Source organism: Streptosporangium longisporum (assembly GCF_039534895.1).
In the GTDB taxonomy this organism is placed as follows: Bacteria; Actinomycetota; Actinomycetes; order Streptosporangiales; family Streptosporangiaceae; genus Streptosporangium; species Streptosporangium longisporum.
The window spans coordinates 455,874-477,881 of sequence record NZ_BAAAWD010000006.1; the positions used below are offsets into that span (position 1 = coordinate 455,874).

General features: G+C 70.8%; 14 protein-coding genes and 1 pseudogene. 4 read left to right on the forward strand and 11 right to left on the reverse strand.

Features of this window, described 5'->3' with window-relative positions; all coding sequences use genetic code 11:
• Positions 1 to 7 precede the first annotated feature (7 nt).
• Positions 8 to 2,818: a glycoside hydrolase family 3 C-terminal domain-containing protein gene (locus ABD832_RS06060; protein ID WP_344889595.1), complete on the reverse strand. Its 2,811-nt coding sequence runs from the start codon at positions 2,816 to 2,818 to the stop codon at positions 8 to 10.
• Between the two features lie 181 nt (positions 2,819 to 2,999).
• Entirely contained in the window at positions 3,000 to 4,205 is a 1,206-nt protein-coding gene (locus ABD832_RS06065; protein ID WP_344889598.1) for an ROK family transcriptional regulator, read from the reverse strand.
• A 212-nt stretch (positions 4,206 to 4,417) separates the two neighbouring features.
• Between ABD832_RS06065 and ABD832_RS06070 the strand changes: the two genes are divergently transcribed.
• From ABD832_RS06070 to ABD832_RS06080, 3 genes are read left to right on the forward strand one after another with little or no spacing between them, the layout of a single operon-like run.
• On the forward strand, positions 4,418 to 6,115 hold the full coding sequence (locus ABD832_RS06070) for an ABC transporter substrate-binding protein (RefSeq protein WP_344889600.1): 1,698 nt from the start codon (positions 4,418 to 4,420) through the stop codon (positions 6,113 to 6,115).
• Between the two features lie 31 nt (positions 6,116 to 6,146).
• Positions 6,147 to 7,130: an ABC transporter permease gene (locus ABD832_RS06075; protein WP_413224138.1), complete on the forward strand. Its 984-nt coding sequence runs from the start codon at positions 6,147 to 6,149 to the stop codon at positions 7,128 to 7,130.
• The gene (locus ABD832_RS06080) at positions 7,127 to 8,026 is read left to right on the forward strand and encodes a carbohydrate ABC transporter permease (RefSeq protein ID WP_344889606.1); all 900 of its coding nucleotides are present in this window, start codon (positions 7,127 to 7,129) and stop codon (positions 8,024 to 8,026) included. The genes ABD832_RS06075 and ABD832_RS06080 overlap by 4 nt, the downstream gene beginning before the upstream one ends.
• 209 nt (positions 8,027 to 8,235) lie before the next feature.
• Here ABD832_RS06080 and ABD832_RS06085 read toward each other — a convergent pair whose 3' ends face one another.
• From ABD832_RS06085 to ABD832_RS06120, 8 genes and pseudogenes are all read right to left on the reverse strand, one after another.
• Entirely contained in the window at positions 8,236 to 8,544 is a 309-nt protein-coding gene (locus ABD832_RS06085; protein ID WP_344889609.1) for a helix-turn-helix domain-containing protein, read from the reverse strand.
• An 87-nt stretch (positions 8,545 to 8,631) separates the two neighbouring features.
• The gene (locus ABD832_RS06090) at positions 8,632 to 9,087 is read right to left on the reverse strand and encodes an Hsp20/alpha crystallin family protein (protein WP_344889612.1); all 456 of its coding nucleotides are present in this window, start codon (positions 9,085 to 9,087) and stop codon (positions 8,632 to 8,634) included.
• Positions 9,088 to 9,354: 267 nt separating this feature from the next.
• Positions 9,355 to 10,222 (reverse strand): annotated as a pseudogene (locus tag ABD832_RS06095) (aldo/keto reductase).
• Between the two features lie 262 nt (positions 10,223 to 10,484).
• Positions 10,485 to 13,412, reverse strand: a complete 2,928-nt coding sequence (locus ABD832_RS06100) for a glycoside hydrolase family 3 protein (protein WP_344889615.1) — start codon at positions 13,410 to 13,412, stop codon at positions 10,485 to 10,487.
• A gap of 152 nt (positions 13,413 to 13,564) precedes the next feature.
• Entirely contained in the window at positions 13,565 to 14,380 is an 816-nt protein-coding gene (locus ABD832_RS06105; RefSeq protein ID WP_344889618.1) for a carbohydrate ABC transporter permease, read from the reverse strand.
• Positions 14,377 to 15,255, reverse strand: a complete 879-nt coding sequence (locus tag ABD832_RS06110) for a carbohydrate ABC transporter permease (protein ID WP_344889621.1) — start codon at positions 15,253 to 15,255, stop codon at positions 14,377 to 14,379. The genes ABD832_RS06105 and ABD832_RS06110 overlap by 4 nt, the downstream gene beginning before the upstream one ends.
• Before the next feature lie 119 nt (positions 15,256 to 15,374).
• Positions 15,375 to 16,679, reverse strand: coding sequence for an ABC transporter substrate-binding protein (locus ABD832_RS06115; protein WP_344889624.1), 1,305 nt, complete (start codon positions 16,677 to 16,679; stop codon positions 15,375 to 15,377).
• A 10-nt stretch (positions 16,680 to 16,689) separates the two neighbouring features.
• Complete coding sequence (locus tag ABD832_RS06120; protein WP_344889627.1) at positions 16,690 to 18,978, reverse strand: TIM-barrel domain-containing protein; 2,289 nt, start codon at positions 18,976 to 18,978, stop codon at positions 16,690 to 16,692.
• 192 nt (positions 18,979 to 19,170) lie between these two features.
• Here ABD832_RS06120 and ABD832_RS06125 point away from each other — a divergent pair, with 192 nt between their 5' ends.
• The gene (locus ABD832_RS06125) at positions 19,171 to 21,216 is read left to right on the forward strand and encodes a beta-galactosidase (RefSeq protein ID WP_344889630.1); all 2,046 of its coding nucleotides are present in this window, start codon (positions 19,171 to 19,173) and stop codon (positions 21,214 to 21,216) included.
• 66 nt (positions 21,217 to 21,282) lie between these two features.
• Here the strand turns inward: ABD832_RS06125 and ABD832_RS06130 are convergent, their stop codons facing one another.
• Positions 21,283 to 21,855: a hypothetical protein gene (locus ABD832_RS06130; RefSeq protein WP_344889633.1), complete on the reverse strand. Its 573-nt coding sequence runs from the start codon at positions 21,853 to 21,855 to the stop codon at positions 21,283 to 21,285.
• Positions 21,856 to 22,008: the final 153 nt, after the last annotated feature.

Below are 22,008 nucleotides of genomic sequence, written 5' to 3' on the forward strand. Positions count from 1 at the left end.
CGCTCGCTCACGTGGCCTCGCAGAGGCTCAGCGTGGCCACGGTGATCCCCGCGTTCTCGAACACCAGATAAAGATCGTGGACTCCCTGGGCCTCCGCAAGTCCGCCGCGTACCTCGGTGAGGTCGTAGCGGCCGGCGCGGGGGACGGGAAGGTCGCCGGCAACGGGCCCGTAGAGGGGGTCGTCCAGGCGCAGGGTGATCACGCCGCCCTCGACGCTGGTGGCCAGGACCGAGCAGGAGGCGGCTCCGGCGCCCAGGTCCACCGAGCGGAACACGATCCACGCCCCCTCGGCGGTGGAGCGCACCGCGTCGCCGGAGACCCGGGAGGCGTCCACGAAGGAGACCGAGTCGTACTCGTCGTGGTCCACCGCCGGGATCGGGGCCGCGAAGGCGTCGCGCGGGCCGATGTGCTCGCCCTCGACGTGGAAGGACGCGCAGAGCCGGATGTCGCGCGCGGACCGGCCGATCATGATCTTGTGGGGGGCGTCCTCGACGACGAACCGGTTCCCGACCACGTCCCAGAAGGCCAGTTCCCGGATGTCGAGGTCCCAGTCGATCCGGGTGCTCCGGCCGGGGTCGAGCCGCACCTTGACGAAGCCGCGCAGCCGCCGCAGCGCCTGCTTGACCCGGGAGCGCCGCTGGCGGGTGTAGATCTGGACGACCTCCACGCCGGGCCGGGACCCGGTGTTGGTGACGGTGGCCGAGGCGACCAGCCGTCCGCCGGTGACCTCGACCTCCAGGTCGGAGTAGTCGAAGTCGGTGTAGCTCAGGCCGTGGCCGAAGGGGTAGAGCGGGGTGCCGCGGAAGTACTGGTAGGTCGCGTCCGAGGCGATGATGTCGTAGTCGAGCAGGTCGGGCAGCTCGCACGCCGAGCGGTACCAGGTCTGGGTGAGCCGTCCCTCGGGGTCGGCGTCGCCGAACAGCACCTCGGCCAGCGCGTGCCCGTACTCCTGGCCCCCGTGCGAGGACCAGAGCACCGCGGGCGGGTCGTCGCCCTCCCAGGTCACCGGGTAGCCGCTGCTGATCACCATCACGGTCCGGGGGTTGGCCTCGCGCACGGCCCTGACCACGGCCTGCTGGGCGGCGGGCAGTTCCAGGTCGAGGCGGTCCTCGGTCTCCCTGCCGTTGACCAGCGGGTGGTCCCCCACGACCACCACGGCCACGTCCGCAGTCGCGGCGAGCGCGGCGGCGGCCTCGGCCCCGCTGACCACCGTCTCCAGGGTGATCCAGGCGGCGGCGTCGGCGTCGTCGGCCAGGCGGAAGCGGGAACCGCCCGGACGGCCGTCCAGGCGGGCCTCCGGCTCGCTCTCCAGGGCGAGGTAGCGGCCGGTGGAGATGTGCCGGAACGCCACGGTGCCGCGCGGGCGCTCCTCGGTGCGGAAGGTCTGGCGCACCTCCCAGCCGTTGGGGCCGGGCTGGTCGTTGACCAGCACGCCGTCGTCGTCGATCGACAGGTGGCGGCCGGTCGCCACCGAGCGCAGGGCGTAGCTGCCGCCGCCCCAGTCGAACAGGTCGAACAGGCCGGGCTCGGCGGCGATGCCGAGCGGGCCGCCGTCGGGGTCGGCCACGACGTGGCCGCCGTCCACCGAGAGCGTGATCCGGTCCACCGCCTCGCAGAAGACGGTCTCGCACCGCCCGGCCAGCCCGGCGCGGGCGGTGACCGCGTACGGGAGCGTCCCGGAGTACCAGTCCTCCATGAGCGTGTCGCCGAGCTGGCCGATGACCGCGATCCTGCGCGTCCCGGGCGGCAGCGGAAGCAGGCCGTCGTTGCGCAGCAGCACGATGGAGCGCCGGGCGGCCTCGCGGGCCAGCGCCTGGTGCTCGGGGCGGTTGACGACCTCCTCGGTGATGTCGTCGTACGGCGTGGACGGGTCGAACTCGCCCAGCCGGAAGCGGATCGACAGGGCGTGCCCCACGGCCGCGTCCACGTCGGCCTCGGTGAGCAGGCCGCGCTCCAGGGCGGCGCGCAGGTGGCCCAGGGTGGCCTCGGGCCGGTCGTCGTCCTGGGTGAAGCTGTCCAGCCCGGCCTTGACCGCGTGGGCGTACGCCTCGGGCAGGTCGTCGTGGTAGGCCTGCAGGCCGGTGAGGTTGGCGGGCGCGTAGGCGTCGCTGACCACCAGGATGTCGTCGGGCGCCCAGGCCCGCAGCACCTGGGCGATCAGCGGGCTGAGGTGGGCCGGACGGCCGTTGACCAGGTTGTAGGAGGGCATCACGGCGACCGCGGCACCGGAGGCCAGGGCCGGGCGGTAGGCGGGGAGCTCGTACTCGTGCAGCACCCGGGGCGGCAGGTCGCTGGAGGTGACGCAGCGGTCGGTCTCGTTGTTGTAGCCCAGGAAGTGCTTGAGGGTGGGGGCGGTCTTCAGAATATTGGGAGCGCTCCCACGAAGGCCGGAGGCGTACGCCTCCCCCATGACCCCGGTCAGCCAGGGGTCCTCGGAGTAGCCCTCCTCGTTACGGCCCCAGCGCGGGTCGCGCAGCGGGTTGACCACCGGCGCCCAGACGTTGAGCCCTGCCCCGGCCGGGTCCTTGCGGTGGAAGGCCACGACCTCGTCGCCGGTGGCCTCGCCGACCCGCCTGACCAGGTCCGGGTCCCAGGTGCTGGCCAGCCCGACCGCCTGGGGGAACACCGTCGCCGGTCCGAGCCAGGCCAGGCCGTGCAGCGCCTCGGTGCCGGTGCGGAACGGGGCGAGGCCGAGCCGTTCCACCGGCGGCTGGTACTGGTGCAGCAGGGCGACCTTCTCCGCCAGGGTCAGCCGGTCCCGCAGGTCGGCGATGCGCGTGGCGAGCGGCAGATCCGGGTCACGGAACGGTTCGGTCATGGGGGACCATCCCTCTGAGAGCGTCGAAGCGCTTCGACTGGCCTGCGCGAAGAACGCCTCTGTCGAAGCGCTTCGATAATCGGTCCGGGAAAACTCCGGCCGTCACACCGCGTTTCACTGCTCGTTACGCGCGTGTTTCGAACGGAGCTTCCCTGAAGGGTGCCCTTCCGTGAGCCCCCGGTCAAGAGATGCGGGGCAAACGACCCGAATCCACCGAGTCGAGGACCATGGCGGCGCCTCCCAGCGCGGCGGCGCCGTAGCCGAGGGTGGAGGCCACCACCCGGCAGCCCCCGGCCTCGGGCGCGATCGTGCGGCCCCGCACCTCGGTCTCGACCGCGGGCAGCAGCCAGGGGGCGAGCGGCACGTAGTAGCCGCCCAGGATGACCACCTCGGGGTTGATCAGGTTGGCCAGCACGGCCACCCCCTTGCCCAGGTTCCGCCCGACCGAGGCGAGCACGCCGAGCGTGCGGGGGTCGCCCGCGCCGGCCAGCCGTACCACCTCGTCCAGCTCCACCTCGACCTCGGCGGGCGAGAGCGCGGCATGCTCCAGCACGGCACCGATCCCGGCGACGGCCTCCAGGCAGCCCAGCCGCCCGCAGCGGCACTCGGCCCCGAGCGGGTCGAGCTGGATGTGGCCGATCTCCCCGCCGTAGCCCTGACCGCCACGGCGAAGACGCCCGTCGAGGATGATCCCGGCACCGACCCCGATCTCACCGGTGAGGTAGACGAGGTTGGCCGTCCCGGCGTGCGGCCCGAAGCGGTGCTCGGCCAGCGCGGCGAGGTTGGCGTCGTTGTCGACCTGGACCGGGAAGCCCGGGTCGCGCAGGGCCTTGGTGAGGTCACCGCACAGGTCGGCGTCGCGCCAGCCCAGGTTGGGCGCGATGCGCACGCCACCGTCGGTGCCGATCAGGCCCGGCACGCCGACGGTCAGCCCGAGGACCTGACGCTCCTGTTTGGCCATCCGGCCCACCACCCGGCGGACGATCCCGGCCACGGTGGCCATGGCCTGCCCGGCCGTGCCGCCCGCACCCGGGAAGGACCTGCGCCACGACAGCAGCCGCTCCCCCGACAGGTCCACCGCGACCGCGGTGAGGTAGTCGACGTTGATCTCGATGCCGATCGCCGCGTACGGCGAGCCGTCGAGCACCAGCATCGTGGCGGGGCGGCCGACCCGGTTCTCGGTCAGGCCGGTCTCCCGGACCAGGCGGCGGTCGATCAGGTCGGCGACCAGGCTGGAGACGGTCGCCTTGTTCAGACCGGTGGAGGCCGCGATGTCGGCCCGCGAGCACGGCGCGTTCCCGCGCACGAACCTCAGCACCACGGCGAGGTTGGTGGCCCGCACGTCGGCGAAGTCGGCGGGCCGCGGGTCGGTCGTTGATGTGATCAAGGTGAATCCCGCTCCCGCTCGGCCAGGCTGGCCCCATCATGCCCCATCGTTCACCAATCTGTGATCGCCCCACCGTGGCCCGCGATCGGCGGTCCCTTGTGGCGGCGGCCACCCTCGACTAATTTGTTTGGTCAACAGACGAACTAATTCTACCCCGGACCCTCTCCCCACGACACCCCCGATCCACCCCGGAACAACGAAGGGAGCGCCCCGTGAAGGATCTTCCCAAGGGCGCCGTGACCAGCCGCCGCGGATTTCTCGGACTGGTGGGCCTCACCGCCGCGATGACCGCGGGCGGCGGACTGCTGGGCGCCTGCTCGGCACCGGCAGGGCCCCGGCCCGGCGCCGGAGGCGGGGCGAAGGCCGCCGCGGCGGACAAGCTGACGACCCTCACCCCCACCTACACCGCCTTCCCCGGCGTCAAGCCCGACCTGCCCGGCACGGTCTCCACGCTGCCCGGCGTCCCCGACGTCAGCGGCGGGTTCACCTCCTACCCGGCCGACCCCACCCCCGCGCTCACCCAGAAGGCGGGCAAGGGCGGCACGTACAAGGCCATGACCCCGCTGTGGGGCCCGCCCCCTCCCGGCCTGTCGGAGAACTCCTACTTCCAAGCGGTCAACGCCGACATCGGCTCCACCGTGGAGTTCCAGATCACCGACGGCACCGTCTACGCCGACAAGGCGATCGCCCGCCTGGCCTCCGGCGACATCCCCGACATCATGGTCATCCCCAGCTGGGAGATCGAGAAGATGGCGGACTTCAACACCGCCGTCGACCGGGCGTTCGAGGACCTGACCCCCTACCTGCAGGGCGACAAGGTCAAGCCGTACGCGCTGCTGGCCAACCTGCCCACGGCCGCGTGGCAGTGGTCGGTGTGGAACGACAAGCTGATGGCGGTGCCGTTCCCGACCGAGCCGTACCCGCTCGCGCTGCTCTACCGCAAGGACATCTTCGAGGAGAAGGGGTGGAACGCCAACCCCAGGTCCGCCGACGAGCTGTTCGAGCTGGGCAAGGAGATCACCGACGCCAAGGCCAAGCGCTGGGCGTTCGGCAGCATCCACGAGATGATGTGGCCGACCTTCCGCGTCCCGCAGGAGTGGCGCTACGAGGGCGGCAAGCTCGTGCACAAGTACGAGACGCCCGAGTACGTGCAGATGCTGGAGTTCATGCAGAAGGTCTTCAAGGCCGGGCTGGTCCACCCCAGCGTCGTCGGCAGCAAGGGCTCCAACGAAAAAGACCTGATCGGGGCCGGGCAGATCCTCGTCTACCGCGACGGCCTGGGCGCCTGGAAGGAGCTGCTGCAGCAGCACCGCTCCAAGAACCCGGGCTTCGACATCGGCGCCTTCCCGGTCTTCGCGCACGACGGCGGCAAGCCGTTGATGCACCACGGCACCGCGGCCGGCATCTTCACCTTCGTGAAGAAGGGCCTGCCCAAGGAGAAGGTGGCGGAGATCCTCTCCGTCCTCAACTGGTGCGCGGCGCCGTACGGCACCAAGGAGTACGAGCTGGCCAACTTCGGCGTGGAGGGCAAGCACTTCACCCGCGACGACAAGAACGTGCCGCAGTCGACCGACCTGGGCCGCAAGGAGGTCGCCTACACCTACGGCTTCCTCGGCGGGCGCCCGCTGTACGTGGACTGGATCTGGCCGGACGCGGTCAAGGCCAACGTCGAGTGGCAGAACGCGTCCTTCCCCTTCCTGGAGAAGGGCCCCTTCGACGGGATCAGGATCCAGCGGCCGTCGAAGCTCTCGGGACTGCAGGTGCCCACCGAGGACAAGTTCACCGACATCATGCGCGGCCGGCGCCCGGTGAGCGACGTCAAGCAGATCGTCTCCGAGTGGCAGCGGGACGGCGGGAACGAGGGCCGCGACTTCTACATGAAGGTCCTGCAGGAAAACGGCCGTGCTTAGGAACGACACGAAGACCGGGCCGGCGGGTGACCTGACCTCACCCGCCGGCACCGGCACCTCCAAGGATGTCCGTAAAAGGGGCCCGAGGACAAGACGGACGCGCCCACAACCGCTCCGCTCGCGGCTGAAACGCGACTGGCAGCTGCTGCTGATGGCGTTCCCCGCCGTCGGCCTGCTGATCGTCTTCCACTACGTCCCGCTGCTCGGCAACGTGATCGCGTTCCAGGACTACTCGCCGTACGTGGGCGTCGCCGAGAGCCCGTGGGTGGGGTTCACCAACTTCCAGTGGCTGATGTTCGACGACAGCTTCTGGGACGCGACGCTCAACACCCTGGCGATCACCACCTTCCAGCTGATCTTCTACTTCCCGGTGCCGATCATGCTGGCCGTGCTGCTGGACAGCGTGGTGCGGCCCCGGCTGCGCCTGTTCATCCAGGGCATCGTCTACATGCCGCACTTCTTCTCGTGGGTGCTGGTGGTCACGCTCTTCCAGCAGATGTTCGGCGGGGCCGGCCTGCTGTCGCAGACACTGCGCGACAACGGCTACGACGGCGTCGACCTGATGACCAACCCGGACACGTTCATCGCGCTGGTCACGGCGGAGACGATCTGGAAGGACGCCGGCTGGGGAACGATCATCTTCCTGGCCGCGCTGGCCGCGATCAACCAGAACCTGTACGAGGCCGCGGCCGTGGACGGCGCGAGCCGCTGGCGGCGGCTGTGGCACATCACCCTGCCGGGCCTGCGTCCGGTCATCGTGCTGCTGCTGATCCTGCGCCTGGGCGAGGCGCTCAACGTCGGTTTCGAGCAGTTCTTCCTGCAGCGCGACGCGGTCGGCCGGGACGCGGCCGAGGTGCTGGACACCTTCGTGTACTGGCGCACGCTGCTGACCGGCGAGTGGAGCTACGGCGCCGCGGCGGGCCTGGTGAAGGGGCTGGTGGGACTGATCCTGATCCTGGTGGCCAACAAGGTCGCCCACCGATTCGGCGAGCAGGGAATCTACAAACGATCATGACGACTCTTCCTCCCTGGGCCGAGCGGCCCAGCCGGGTCGGCGGGCTCCTCAAGGGGCTCCTGCTGACGATCATCGTCGCCTCGGTGCTCTTCCCGATCTACATGGTCGTGCTGACCAGCCTGTCCACCCAGGAGGCGGTGACCGCCTCCGGCGGCCTGGTCATCAAGCCGAGCGGGCTCTCGCTGGCCGCGTACCGGGAGCTGTTCGCCGGGGGCGTGGTGACGCGGTCGGTCGGGGTCAGCCTGGGCGTGACCCTCGTCGGCACGGCGATCAGCCTGAGCGTGACCGTGCTGGCCGCCTACGGGCTGTCGCGGCCCGGCTCGCTGCTGCACCGGCCGCTGCTGTTCCTGGTGCTGCTGACGTTCCTGTTCGGCCCGGGCCTGATCCCCAACTACCTGCTGGTCAGCTCGCTGGGGCTGATCGACACGTACTGGTCGCTGATCCTGCCCGGCGCGGTCACCGCCTTCAACCTGGTGGTGATGCGGGCGTTCTTCATGAACATCCCCGAGGAGGTCTCCGACAGCGCCCGCATCGACGGCGCGAGCGAGTTCGCCATCCTGCGGAAGATCGTGCTGCCCATGTCCAAGGGCGTCACCGCGGTCATCGGGCTGTTCTACGCGGTCGGCTACTGGAACTCGTTCTTCAACGCCGTCCTCTACCTGAACGACAACGCCAAGTGGCCGCTGCAGGTGGTGCTGCGGCAGTACGTGCTCCAGGGCCAGGCCCTGATCGTGGGCCAGTCCGGCGTCGGCACGGTCCCGGGCCAGTCGCTGCCGCCGAGCCTGGCGATCCAGATGGCCATCGTCGTGGTCGCGCTGCTGCCGATCCTGTTCGTCTACCCGTTCGTCCAGCGGCACCTCACCAAGGGAGTGATCATCGGCGCCATCAAGGGCTGAGCGGGTCCCGTCGGACGGGCCTCCTCGGACAGGTCCTGACGGCCGCCTCGGCGGGCCGGCTTCGACGGCTGGGCGGATCATGGCGGGCCCCGGACGAGCCCTGGACGAGCCCTGGACGAGCCGCGCACGGGCCCCGCACGGGTTCCGGGCCGGTCACAGGCCGGGCGACCCGGGGGCCGGGTGGGCCCGGCGCGTGGCCGGGCCCCGGGTCAACCCCCCGAGCGGGCCTCCCGCTCCCTGGCCAGTTCCTCCTCCAGCTCGCGGACCTGCTGCTGGAGCGCGAAGATCCGGCGGATCGCGGCGAGCGTCATGCCCTCGCCGACCAGCCGGATGGCGTCCTGGAGATCACCGATCTCGTGACGGGTGTAGCGGCGCTGGCCGCCGCTGGAACGCGCCGGGCGGACCACATCGTGCTCGTCGAGACGACGCAGGAATGCCTGCTCGACGTTGAGCATGTCGGCGACCTGGCCGACCGAGTACAGGGGGGCGTGCTCGTCGTCGAAGGGCAGGCGGGCCATACGGTTCCCTCTCTCGAAACGCGGAAGGGTGGGGCCGGAGGTTCCGGCCGTCCACCCTGCCCGGTTCCACGTTCAGGCCCGGTGCCCTCAGGACTTGATCGACCTCTGCTCGGACACGTTCTCGGCCTTCTGGATCTCGACCTTGCGGGGCTTGGCCCGCTCGATGACCGGGATGCGCACCGCCAGCACCCCGTTGGAGTAGGCCGCGTCGACCTTGTCGGCGTCGAGGTGCTCGGAGAGGTAGACGCGCCGGGTGAAGGTGCCCATCGGGCGCTCGCGGACGAACAGGCGGTCGTCCTCGCCGTACTCCTCCTCGCGGCCGGCGCTCACCGTGAGCACGCCCCGGTCGACGGTGACCTCGATGGAGTCGGGGTCGATGCCCGGCAGGTCGAACTTGAGCAGGACGTCGTCCTTGCGGCGGACCCCGTCGAGCGGCATGGCCCCGCGTGCGGCGCCCTCGGACCCGCCGAAGGCCTGGCGGGCGAGCCGGTCGAAGCGGCGGTCGAACTCCTGCACGAACGGGTCGATCGACGTGAGCAGCATCGGTAACCACCTCCGGTGAACCTGGCAGGTTTCCTCAAGCCTGCCTTCTCGGAAACTTGTTACTTCAGTTATAGGTTATTGGCGGCCGAGGTTGCAAGTCATCTCGCCGAGATTTTTCAGGGATCATGCAGGGTGATCGTCGACGACGGCGCCGGCCTGGGGGAACGGTGAGCCCGCCCGGCTCCCGAGGGAACCGGGCGGGCTCACGAAGCAGGCCCGGCCGAGCCGGGTATGGGGCAGGGGCAGAAGCGGGGAAGCGGCCGGGGGTCAGGCCCCCTTGGACAGCGCCTCGAACTGCTCGTCGGTCAGCGTGACGGTCGCGGCGGTGACGTTGTCCTCCAGGTGCGCGACCGTCGAGGTGCCCGGGATGGGCAGCATCACCGGCGAACGCCGCAGCAGCCAGGCCAGCGCGAGCTGCGAGGGCGAGGCCCCGTGGCCGGCGGCCGCCTCGGCGAGCGGGCCTCCCGCCTCGGCCAGCCTCCCGGTCGCCAGCGGGACCCAGGGGATGAAGGCGACGCCGTTGGCCTCGCAGTACTCCAGCAGCGGCTCGGCGTCGCGGTGCGCGAGGTTGTAGAGGTTCTGCACCGAGACGATCCTCGCCGACCTGCCCGCCTCCTCGACCTCCTCGATGCCCACCTCGCTGAGACCGATGTGACGGATCTTGCCCTCCTGCTGCAGGAGCGCGAGCTCCCCGACCTGGTCGGCGACGGGCACCGCGGGGTCGATGCGGTGCAGCTGGAACAGGTCGATCCGTTCCACGCCGAGGTGGCGCAGGCTCAGCTCGGCCTGCTGGCGCAGGTACTCCGGACGGCCGACCGGGCGCCACTGGCCGGGCCCCTGCCGGGTCAGCCCCGCCTTGGTCGCGATGACCAGGTCGTCGGGGTAGGGGTGCAGCGCCTTCCTGATGAGCCGCTCGGCCACGAACGGGCCGTAGGAGTCGGCGGTGTCGATGAGGGTCACGCCCAGTTCGACGGCCCGGCGCAGGACCCGGACGGCCTCCTCCGGGTCTCGCGGCTCCCCCCCACACCCCCTCGCCGGTGAGCTGCATGCTGCCGAAACCCAGACGGTTGACGTTGAGGTCGCCCCCGATGGCGAACCGGCCGGACGCCTCTGCGGGGCGGGTAGTGGTCGTCATGGTCGTCCTCCCAGAACCAGGCAACAGGCGGGCCGCGACGATCCGGCGCGTCCCGCCGGATCGGTGACCCGAGACATCCCTGCGGGATCTCGTGCCTTCCCCTTTACCCTCGGGACCCCTGGTCATCCGGCCCACCGGACGGGTGCGGCCCGCTCCCCCGCCGGGACGGGGAGAACGGGCCGCACACGGGACGCGCCGCCGGTCAGCGGGTGAAGGCTCAGTGGGTGAAGGCTCAGTGGGTGAAGGCTCAGTGGGTGAAGGCTCAGTGGGTGAAGGTGACGTCCCTGATCCGCAGTCCCCCCTTGAAGACCAGGTAGACGTCCTGCCTTCCCCGTACGCCCTGGACGGGGGCCTGCGCGGTGGCCCAGGAGTACACGCCGCCGGTGGCGGCCACCGGCACGGTCCCGGCGAGGGTGCCGGTCGGCGAGCCGAGGCGGACCTCGACCGAGGAGGCGGCGGTGGCCGCGACCCCGAGCCGGACGCCGGTGACCCCGGAGCCGGAGTCCACGTCCTCGAAGGAGATCCACTCCCCCGCCGAGGCCCCGACCGCGTCACCGCGCACCGTGGTCTCGTCGACCAGCTCGGCCCCGGAGTGGTCGTCGAAGTCGGCGGCGCGGGTGGTGCGGGTGAGGTCCCGGGCACCGATGCGCTCGCCCGTCACCCGTACGGTCGCCCGCTGCCGGATCCGCTCCGACGACGAGCCGACCAGGACGTCGTGGGTGGAGGTCTCCACGGCGAAGCGGCCCCGCGTCACGTCCCACAGGGCCAGGTCGGCGGTCCTGAGCGGGAACGTCACCGTCCTGGCCTGCCCGGGGGCCAGGTGCACCCGCTGGAAGCCGCGCAGCTGCTTGACGGGCTGCTTCACCCGGGAGGCGTGCTGGTGGGTGTAGAGCTGCACGACCTCGTCACCGGCCCGGGTGCCGGTGTTGGTCACCCGGACGCTCACCTCGTGCCCGCCGTCCTTGGGGACGACCTTGAGGCCCTGGTAGCCGAAGGTGGTGTAGCTCAGGCCGTGACCGAAGGCGTACAGCGGGTCGGCCGTGGAGTACAGGTAGGTCGCGCCCGTTGTGATGATGTCGTAGTCGAGGATGCCGGGCAGGGGCGTGCCCTGTCTCGGCCAGGTCTGGGTGAGCCGTCCGGCCGGGTTGGCGTCGCCGTAGAGCAGGTCGGCCAGGGCGTGGCCGGTCTCGGCTCCGGCGTGGGTGGTCCACAGGATCGCCGGGACCTTCCGCTGGAGGGCGTCGATCGTGGTCGGGTAGCTGTTCTCCAGGATCACGACCGTGTTCGGGTTGGCGGCGTGGACCGCCTCGACGAGCTCGCGCTGTCCCTCGGCCAGGCCGAGGTCGGTCCGGTCGTGGTCCTCGCGGCCGTTGATGAACGGCATGCTGCCGACCACGACCACCGCGACGTCGGCCTTCTTCGCCGCCGCGACGGCCTCGTCGACGCCGCTGCGCACGGTCTCGGTCTCGAAGCGGGTGGCGTCCGCGGCGACGGTCAGCGAGAGCGTGCCGTCGGCGGCGGCCTTGACGTAGACGTTCGGGCCGAACCAGTCCTGCGCGGTCTCGTACCCGGCGTAGCGCAGCAGCGTCGTGCCGTCGGCCTGGGCCTCCAGCCTGAACTGCTCCTGCACGAACCAGCCGGTGGGCTGCTCCTGGCTGTTGACCAGGGTGGACCAGTTCGCCCGGCTGACGTACCTGCCGTTGGCGACGCTGCGCAGGGTGACGACGCCCTGTCCCCAGTCGAAGACGTCGAACTGCTCGGTGGCCCCGGCCGTGGTGGACGAGAGCCTCAGGTCGGCGCCCGCGCCGGTGCCCGCGGTGAGGTACCTGCCGCCGGACTTCAGGGCGATCCGGTCGACGCCCTCGGCCGAGACGGTGCCCGCGGCCCGCTCCCTGATGCCGTCGAGCGGGGTGACGCGGTACGGGAGCGAGCCCGAGTACCAGTCGGTGTAGAGGGTGTCGGCCAGCGGGCCGACCACCGCGACCTTCGTGCCGGGGGAGATCGGCAGCGTCGCGGAGGAGTTCTTCAGCAGCACCGCCGCGTCGGCCGCGGTCCTGCGCGCCAGCGCGCGGTGCGCCGGGCTGTCGACCACCGCCTTGGTGATCCTCCCGTACGGTCCCCCGTCCCGGTCGAACTCGCCGAGCCGGAACCGGATGTGCAGGATGTCGCGGACGGCCTCGTCGAGGTCGGCCTCGGTGAGCAGCCCCCGCGCGAGCGCCTCGCCGACCGCGGCCGCCGTCGGCGCCCCGTCGGTGTTGTCGACGGTGAAGCTCGACACCCCCGCCTTGACGACGGCGGCGGCGGCCTCGGCCCGGGTGGCGAAGTAGGCCTGGGAGCCGACGAGGTTGTTCGGGCCTCCGGCGTCGGAGACGTTGAACAGCCGCCGGTCGCTCCAGGCGTCGACCGTGGAGGTGAGGTCGGTGACCGTGGCGGGCCGCCCGTTGACCAGGTTGTAGGCCGTCATGACGCCGGTGGCCGCCCCGGCCTCCAGCGCCGTCCTGAAGGCCGGGATCTCGTACTCGTTGAGCACGCGCGGGCGCAGGCTGGAGGAGGTCGTGTCGCGGCGGATCTCGTTGTTGTTGGCCATGAAGTGCTTGAGCACCGGCGCCGCCCGCAGGTGGTCGGGGTCGTCGCCCTGGATGCCCGAGCCGTACGCGGTGGAGATCGCGCCGGTGAGCAGCGGGTCCTCGGAGTAGCCCTCCTCGTTGCGGCCCCAGCGGGGGTCGCGGAGCAGGTTGACCACGGGCGCCCACAGCTGCAGGCCCCACACGCGGGGGTTCTCGGAGTGGTAGCCCCTGGCCTCCTCGCCGACGGCCGTGCCGACCTTCTTGATCAGGGCCGGGTCCCAGGTGCTGGCCAGGCCGACGGCCTGCGGGAAGACCGTGCCCCTGGCGGTCACCACGTTGCCGCCGTCGTCGATGTCGGTGGACCAGGCGACGCCGTGCAGCGCCTCGGTGCCGGTCTTGAACAGCCCGATGCCGAGCCGCTCCACGGCCGGCTGGTACTGGTGCAGCCAGGAGATCTTCTCGGCCCGGGTCAGGCGGCCGAGCAGGTCGTCCACGCGCTGGGACAGCGGGAGCGAGGGATCACGGAAGGGGTGTTCGTAGGCCGCGCGGGCGGGTGCCGCGCACAGCCCCAGGGTCAGGGCCGTCGCGGCGACGGCCGCGACGGCCTTGGTCGACAGGGACATTTCGCCTCCAGGTCAGGGGGAGTCGAAGAGGGGAGGGCTTCCGCGGCCCCGGGGTTCCGAGGGTCGAGGCCATCGAGGGTCGGGACCTTCGAGGGGCAGGGCATTCGAGGGTCAGGGCATTCGAGGAGCGTGAGGACCGCGGAAGCGCGGGGTCACTTGACGGCGCCCACGGTCACGCCGCGGGTCAGGGTGCGCTGGAAGATGAGGAAGAAGACCACGGCCGGGAGGATGCCGAGCAGCGCCGAGGCGCTGGACATCGTCGCGTCCATCATCTTGTCGCCCTGCAGGACGCCCAGCGCGACCGGGACGGTCTGGTTCTCGTTGGAGATGAGGAAGATCAGCGGCAGGAAGAACTCGTTCCAGGTCCAGATGAAGAAGAAGACGAGCAGCACGCTCAGCGTCGGCCTACTGATCGGCACCACGACCTGCCACAGGGCCCGCCACTTGCCCGCCCCGTCCAGGGCCGCGGCCTCCAGGATCTCGCGCGGGAAGCGGCCGAGCACCGAGGAGAGCAGGTACGTGCCGAACGCGCTCTGGATCACCGTGAAGATGATGATCACCCCGAGCCGGGTGTCGTACAGCCCCACCTGCTTGGACAGGTAGTACAGCGGGTAGACCAGCGCCTCCTGCGGGAGCGTGTTGGCCACCAGGAACAGCACCAGGATCCACATCCGGCCGCGCACCCTGCCGATGCCGATCGCGTACGCGTTGAACACCGACAGCACGGTGGCCAGCACGGCCACCGAGCCGCTGATCAGCAGGCTGTTCCAGAGCTTGCCGCCGAAGTCGACCCGGTTCCAGAACTCGACGATCCCGTCGAGGTACAGCGAGCCGGGCAGGCTCAGCGGGCCGCCCGCGGAGTATTCGGCCGGGGACTTCACCGCGTTGAGCGTGACGATGGCGAACGGCACCAGCATCACGACCGCCAGCACGACCAGCGCGGCCAGGACCGAGTATTTCCGGATCATGCTTCCCTGTCCTGAACCCGGAGGAACAGCACCGTCACCACGATGATCACGAGGGTGAGCACGGTGGCGATCGCCGAGCCGTATCCGACGTTGGCCTTCTCGAAGAAGTTCTGGTAGCTGAAGTAGGACGGCACCAGCGTGGCCCCGCCGGGGCCGCCCCGGGTCAGCACGAAGATCGGCCCGAAGACCTTGAGGGCGGCGATCGTGCAGGTCAGCAGGACCACGTAGATCTCCGGCCGGATCTGCGGGATCGTGATGTGCCAGAACCGCCGCCACCACGACGCGCCGTCCATCTCCGCGGCCTCGTACAGCGCGGGGTCCACCCGCTGCAGCCCGGCCATGAAGATGACCACCGGGTAGCCGATCTGGAACCACACCATGATGGCCATCACGCTCGGCAGCGCCCAGTCCGGGTCGCCGAGCCAGTTCCTCGGCTCCATCCCCAGCAGGGCGAGGAACTCGTTCAGCGCCCCGAAGCGCGGGTGCATGATCCAGCCCCAGACGATGCCGGCGACCGCGACCGGCAGCACCTGCGGCAGGTAGTACGCGGCCCGCAGCGCTCCGGCCGTGCGGGGGCCGAACCTCCTGCCCACGTGGTCGAAGAGCGTGGCCGCCAGGACCAGCCCGACGATCGTCGGGACGATCGCCATCGCGACGATCAGCGCGACGTTGTTGCGGAAGGAGGTCCAGAACCGCGCGTCGGCCAGCAGCCGGGAGTAGTTGTCCAGCCCGATCCACCGGGGATCGCCGACCCCCTGCCACCGGGTGAAGCCGATCCCGACGTTCATCAGGAACGGCACCGCGACGACCGCGGTGAACAGCAGGGCACCGGGCAGCAGGAACACCCGGTACCCGCGGTCACGAGACCTCTGCATCGGAGGTCTCCTCTCTGTGTGTCCACGCGTACGGGGGCCCCGTACGTCGCCGGGCCGCGCGGGCCGGTCGTGCTCGGCCGTGCTCGGCCGTGGCCGGGCCGCGCGGTCGGGGGGCGTGCTCAGTTGCCGAGGTCGGCGAGGTTCTCCTGGTACGGCGCGGCGAGCTCGTCCAGGACCTCGGCGGAGGACTTGGACCCGTTGACGAGGTTCTGCAGCCCGGACACGAGCACGTCGTAGTAGCCGGGTGCCGGCCAGTCCGGGTAGAACGCCAGCCGGTCGGAGGACGAGAGCGTGTTGAAGTTCTCGATCAGCTCCTTGCTCTTGGCGTCGGTGATCGCGGCGGTGTCGGCCGCCACCGGGATGCCGCCGGAGTTGCCCAGCAGGTTCTGGATCTCCTTCTTCATCGTGATGTCGATGAAGTCGTAGGCGAGGTCCTTGTTCTTGGCGTTCTCGGGGACGACCCAGACGTTGCCGCTGGACCCGGCGCTCATCGTGTCGCCCGGCCACAGGAACGAGCCCCACTCGAAGTCCTTGACGTCACTGACGAAGCGGCCGTACCACCAGCTGCCGGAGATCAGGATCGGGTACTTGCCGCCGATGAAGGACACCCCCATGTCCTCGGCCTTGACCGCGGCGGAGTCCTTGCCGATGTAGCCCTTCTTCACCCAGTCGGCGAAGGTGTCGGCCGCGTAGGTGAACTCCGGTCCCTTGAAGTCGACCTTGCCCTTGTAGAGCTGGAAGGCGTCCACCCAGGGCCGCTGCGCCTTGCTCAGCGCGAGCTGGTAGAAGATGTGCTGCGCGGGGTACTCGGCGCCGCCCATCGCGATGGGGGTGGTGCCCTTCTTCGCGAACGTGTCGAGGACCTCGGTGAACTCCTCGAAGGTGGTGGGCACCTCGACGCCCGCCTTCTTGAAGGCGTCCTTGTTGTAGTAGACCATCACGTACTCGGCGTAGTTCGGGACGCCGAACCACTTGCCCGAGCCCATGACGCCGCGCTCGTCGTACCTCGCGGTCGTCTGCAGCGAGGGGCTGAGCAGCTTGTCCCAGCCGCGCCTGGTCACCTCGGGGGTCAGGTCGGTGAGCAGCCCCTGCTTGGACAGCAGCCCGGCCGTGGCGTTGCCCTTGTTGTACTCCATCACGTCCGGCGCCTCGTCCGAGTTGAGGATCATGCCCGCGGACTGGCGGATCTGCTCGAACGCCTTCTCCTCGAACTTCACCGTCACCCCGGGGTGGGACGCCTCGAACTGCTTGACGGCCTCGGTCCAGGCCTTGCCCATCGCGCTGTCGGCGGCCTCGTAGTGCCAGAGTTTCAGGACGCGGGGACCACCGGCGGCGGGTGACTGCGCCGCGGGCTCGGTGCCGCCGCAGGCGGCCAGCGCCACGACCGCCGCCACGACGGCGACACCCGCTCTCAGGTTGAGCATGGTTCTTCTCCTAGGTGGTGGTGATGACGACCGGGACGTCGGTCCCCACGAATTCGACGCCCGCGATCCGCGCGCTCCCCGAGACGGTCACCCGCAGGCCCTCCCCGTCCGGGACGGAGGTGATCACGGTGTCCCCGTCGAGGTCGCGGACGGTGGTGCGGCCTTCCGCGACGCCGTACGCGACCAGGGTGATCTCCCCGAACGGCCCGTCGCCGACGGTCCCGCCCGGGTCGGCGAGGACGGGGACGATCGCGCCGTGCCGCGCGTACAGCGGGATGCGGTCCAGCGGTGTGGCGGCCGTGACGTACCGGCCGCCGGTCAGCACCTCGCCGGTCCAGTGGTCGACCCACTCGCCCGCGGGCAGGTAGACCTTCCTGACCTGCTCGGGCGAGGTCATCGGCGCCACCAGCAGGTCGCGGCCGAGCAGGTACTCCAGGTCGGCCTGCCAGGCCACCGGGTCGTCGGGGTGGTCGACGCACAGCGCGCGCATCATCGGCGCCCCGGTCCTGGCGGCCTCCACGGCCGCGCTGTAGATGTACGGCATGAGCCGGTAGCGCAGCCTCAGCGCCTCCACCGCCTCGGCCTCCACCTCGGGGAACTCCCACGGCTCCCGGCTGGTGGTGCCGTGCAGGCGCAGCAGCGGGGACAGCGCGCCGAACTGGGTCCAGCGGACGTACAGGTCGTCGGTGGGACGGCCGGTGAAGCCCCCGGCGTCGTGGCTCCAGAACGGGATGCCGGACAGGCCGTGCGCCAGCCCGCCGCGCAGTGTGCTGGCCATCGCCGGGTAGCTGGTGTAGGTGTCGCCGCTCCACTGCGCCGCGTGCCGCTGCCCGCCCAGGTACGACGAGCGCGCCCAGACCATGCCGTGCCCGGTGACCTCGCGGGTCACCTCCGAGACGACGTCGTTGAACAGCAGCGTGTAGACGTTGTGCAGGTCGGTGCCGGACATGCCGTTGGCCGCCACGGCGTCGTGCGGCACGCCCTCGGCGAAGTCGGTCTTGAAGACCTGCACGCCCTGCTCCAGCAGCGGGCGGAGCAGCCCCTTGAACCACTCGACGGCGGCGGGCGAGGTGAAGTCGACGATGCCGCAGGGCGGGTACGAGCCGTGCCAGCAGTCCGCGACGTAGACCTCCCCGGCCGGATTTTTCAGGAAATATCCGTTCTCGGCGGCCTCGGGGAAGGCCGGGCTGAGGTGGGAGACGTAGGGGTTCATCCACAGGCAGACCTTGAAGCCCATGGCGTCCAGCTCGGCCAGCATGCCCTCGGGGTCGGGGAAGCCGCCGGCGTCCCAGCGCAGGTCGGACCAGTGGCCGTCGGTCTGCCAGTAGGTGTCCAGGTGCAGCACGTCGCAGGGGATGCCGCGCTCGCGGATCGTGCGCGCCCTGTTCATCACCCGCTCCTGGGTGTCGACGAAGAACCCCGAGGAGATCCAGGTGCCGAACGCCCACTTCGGCGGGAGCTGCGGCGCGCAGGTCAGCAGGTCGAACCGGCCGAGCACCTCCGGCGGGGTGGGACCGGCGATCACGTAGTAGTCGATGAGGTCGTCCGGCACCACGATCTGCACGCAGCTGTGCGTGCTCTGGCACACGTCGAACTCCACCGGCGCCCCGCTGTCCACCAGCACGCCGTAACCCCTGCTGGACAGGTAGAACGGCACGTTCTTGTACGCCCGCTGCGACTCGGCGCCGAACGCGTCGAAGTTCCACATCAGGGGACGCTGGCCGCGCTTGTCGAGCCGGGTGAAGGACTCGCCGAACCCGGTGAACGCCTCGTCGGCCCCGGCCACGAAGCTCTCGTGGTACCCGGCCACCGTCCCGTTCGAGGCCGAGCGGCCGAACGGCAGCGTGCGCAGCCGGCCGCTGATGTCGGTGTGCCCCCGGTCCTGCTCCAGCAGCGGCGCCCCGCTCGCGTCGGTGAACCTCAGATGCCAGGGCGACAGGGTGATCTCCGCGCGGAGCGAGCCCGCGTCGAGCAGGATCGTCCCGTCCCGGTGCTCCACCCGGGCCCCGGCGAACTCGCCCGGCGTGACCATGGTGATCGCCGCGGCCGACCGGGTCCGCGCGTCCGCGTCCTGGCCCAGCCTGACCCGGATCACGCCCTCGCCCGCGACCCCCACCTGGACCAGGAGCGTCTCCTCGGCGGTGGTCACCGCCTTGAGGATCACCCCTGCCTCGTCGGAGGCCACCGGCTCCGCCGAGATCAGCGCCGACAGTCCCTCCTCGCCGTGCAGGCGGACGGGCAGCTCCGGCGGATCCGCGACGAAGTACTCGTGCGCGACCAGCGGGGGACGGTAGGGCATGGGAACTCCAGAGCTCGACGTGCGGCTGCGGAATTAGTTTTACGTCCAAACCAACAAACGTCAATGGCCAGGCACGCCCCGCGGCCCCGCGCACCGAGCGCCCGGATCGGAGGGGACGAACGATCCGCCTCTTGAACGAAACCGGTGACTCGTGATAATTAGTTTAGTTTGCATCCAAACAAAGGGGCGAGCGTGGACTGGCCTGGACGGACCGGCGGGCTGTACTACGGCGGGGACTACAACCCCGAGCAGTGGCCCGAGGAGGTCTGGGAGGAGGACGTCGCGCTGATGCGGCGGGCCGGGGTCAACCTGGTCAGCGTCGGCGTGTTCTCCTGGGCCCGGCTGGAGCCCCTGCCCGGGGTCCACGACTTCGGCTGGCTCGACCGCGTCCTCGACCTGCTGCACGAGGGCGGGATCGCCGTCAACCTCGCCACCCCGACCGCCTCGCCACCGCCCTGGTTCGGCCTGGCCCACCCCGACGCCCTCACCGTCACCGCCGACGGCACCCGCCTGTCCCACGGCAGCCGCGACACCTACTGCGTGCACGCCCCCGCCTACCGGGACGCCTGCCTGCGGATCGCCGACGCCCTCGCCGAGCGCTACTTCGACCACCCCGCGCTGGCCATGTGGCACGTGCACAACGAGTACGGCACCGTCTGCCACTGCGACCACGCCGCGGACGCCTTCCGGGTCTGGCTGCGGGAGCGGCACGGCACCCTGAAGGCGCTCAACGACGCCTGGACCACCTCGTTCTGGAGCCAGCACTACTCGGCCTGGGAGCAGATCACCCCGCCCCGCGCCACCCAGTACCTGCCCAACCCCTCCCAGGTGCTCGACTTCCGGCGGTTCGTCTCCGACGCGATGCTCGACCACTTTCGTGACCAGAAGGCCGTCCTGCGGGACATCACCCCGGACGTCCCGGTCACCACGAACTTCGTCCTCGGCGACTGGGTGCCGGTGAACCACCGGCACTGGGCCGACGAGGTCGACGTGGTGGCGATCGACCACTACCCCTCGGCCGACCCTCCGGCCGAGACCGCGTTCGCCGCCGACCTGGCCCGCGGCTGGGCCTCCGGGAAGCCCTGGCTGCTGATGGAACAGGCCGTGGTCACCTACACCGGCCCCCGGATGGTCGCCAAACGACCCGGGGAGATCACCCGGCTGAGCCTGTCGCACGTGGCACGGGGTTCGCGGGGGGCGATGTTCTTCCAGTGGCGGGCCTCGCGGGGCGGCGCCGAGCTCTGGCACGGGGGCATGGTGCCGCACGCCGGGCCCGACTCACGGATCTTCGAGGAGATCTGCGAGCTGGGCGCGCTGCTGCCGACCCTGGTGGACGCCTGCGCCGCCCCGGTCGAGGCCGGGGCCGCGATCCTGGTGGACGCCGAGGCGGACTGGGCCCTGCAGGCGCCCGGCCTGCCGTCGTCCGAGATCACCTGCACCGACGCCGTACGCCAGGCCCACCGGGTGCTCTACCGGCACGGCGTCACCGCAGACCTGGTGCACCCCTCGGCCGACCTGTCGGCGTACCCGCTCGTGCTCGTCCCGGCCCTGTACCTCATCTGCGACGCCGACGCCGACAACCTGCGCCGCTACGTCTCCGGCGGCGGCACGCTCGTGGTCTCCTACCTCAGCGGCGTCGCCGACGAGCACGCCCGCGTCCGCCTCGGCGGCTACCCCGGCGCCCTGCGCGACCTCCTCGGCATCAGGGTCGAGGAGTTCCACCCCCTCCCGCCCGACGTCGCCCTCACGCTGTCGGCCCCGGAAACCCCGAACGCCCTGAACGCCCCGGACGACCTGGAAGCCCCGGATGACTTGAACGCCCCGGACGTCCCGGACGAGCACACGGCGACCTTCCCGGGCCCCCGGGGGGAGACCGGCACGTTCTGGAGCGAGCACGTCCACCTCGAAGGCGCCGAGGCGCTGGCCGTCTACACCGGCCCGCACGCCTCCGGCACCCCCCTCGACGGACGGCCCGCGATCACCCGCCACTCCCACGGCTCCGGCACGGCCCTGTACGTCTCCACCCGCCTGTCCGACGACGCCTACGCCCGCCTGCTGGGCCTGACCCCCGCCCCCGTGGAACTCGTCCGCCGCGGCGACTGGTTCTTCGCCGTCAATCACGGCGACGAGGAGCAGAAGGTGGAGGGCGTCACCCTCCCCCCGGGCGGTTACGCCGTGCGAACGCACGACGACCTGGACCTCGACCGTTCCGCCTCCCGCCCCCGGGAGTGGCGCTGACCTCAGGGGGGATCCGGGCCGGGTGGGGGCGTCCCCCGCGGGACGGATCACCGGCCGGCTCCGCGATCAGCCCCTGAACGAGACCCAGCCGTACTCGTACTGGGTCCAGCCGTTCTCGTCCCCCTGGTGCTTGCGGCCGGTCATCACCTGCTGGGCGCCGCCGATCGAGGCGTGGTTGTTCTCCCTGAGCCAGCCTTCCAGGTACCCGGCGAGGACCTGCACCGGCTTGCCCTGCCAGAACAGCGAGCCGCTGTAGTAGATGGTGTCGCCGTTCTCGTCCCCGTCGTGCCGGATTCCGACGATGGCCCGGTTCTCCGGAGCGTGGTAGTCGTGATCGTTCTCGTCCGTCCTGGTGCCCCAGAAGTCCAGCTTGAGCACCGTGACCTGGATGCCGTCGATGTAGATGCGGCCGCAGTGGAACGTGGTGTCACCGTTCTCGTCACCGCGGTGCTCGCGGCCGATCAGCACCTCGTTCGTCGGGCAGCTGAACTTGCTGTTCGACTGTTTCAGGACCGAGGTCTTCCCTGCGACGACCTCGATCGTGGGTTCCGCGACGGCCGCGGCCGGGGCTGCGGGGGCCAGGGTGAGGGTGGCGACCGCCGCCGCCGCCAGCGCGGCCGGCAGATATTTCTTGAACATGTTCGTGTCCTTACGAGAGCCTGCGGTGAGCGGGATCCATGCTCGCCGTCACGACGGCGCCCGTCGTCCGCCTGCAGGCTGAGCGCGCGTCCGCCTGGCTGGTGATCCACCCCTCGCGGACCCGCCCGCGTGGCGGGCCGTGCGGTGATCCGC

Bases quoted from the DNA above. Each gene is read 5' to 3' on its own strand.
- ABD832_RS06060 (WP_344889595.1), bottom strand. From the start codon at position 2,818: ATGACCGAACCGTTCCGTGACCCGGATCTGCCGCTCGCCACGCGCATC.
- ABD832_RS06080 (WP_344889606.1), top strand. From the start codon at position 7,127: ATGACGACTCTTCCTCCCTGGGCCGAGCGGCCCAGCCGGGTCGGCGGG.
- ABD832_RS06085 (WP_344889609.1), bottom strand. From the start codon at position 8,544: ATGGCCCGCCTGCCCTTCGACGACGAGCACGCCCCCCTGTACTCGGTC.
- ABD832_RS06090 (WP_344889612.1), bottom strand. From the start codon at position 9,087: ATGCTGCTCACGTCGATCGACCCGTTCGTGCAGGAGTTCGACCGCCGC.
- ABD832_RS06100 (WP_344889615.1), bottom strand. From the start codon at position 13,412: ATGTCCCTGTCGACCAAGGCCGTCGCGGCCGTCGCCGCGACGGCCCTG.
- ABD832_RS06105 (WP_344889618.1), bottom strand. From the start codon at position 14,380: ATGATCCGGAAATACTCGGTCCTGGCCGCGCTGGTCGTGCTGGCGGTC.
- ABD832_RS06110 (WP_344889621.1), bottom strand. From the start codon at position 15,255: ATGCAGAGGTCTCGTGACCGCGGGTACCGGGTGTTCCTGCTGCCCGGT.
- ABD832_RS06115 (WP_344889624.1), bottom strand. From the start codon at position 16,679: ATGCTCAACCTGAGAGCGGGTGTCGCCGTCGTGGCGGCGGTCGTGGCG.
- ABD832_RS06120 (WP_344889627.1), bottom strand. From the start codon at position 18,978: ATGCCCTACCGTCCCCCGCTGGTCGCGCACGAGTACTTCGTCGCGGAT.
- ABD832_RS06130 (WP_344889633.1), bottom strand. From the start codon at position 21,855: ATGTTCAAGAAATATCTGCCGGCCGCGCTGGCGGCGGCGGCGGTCGCC.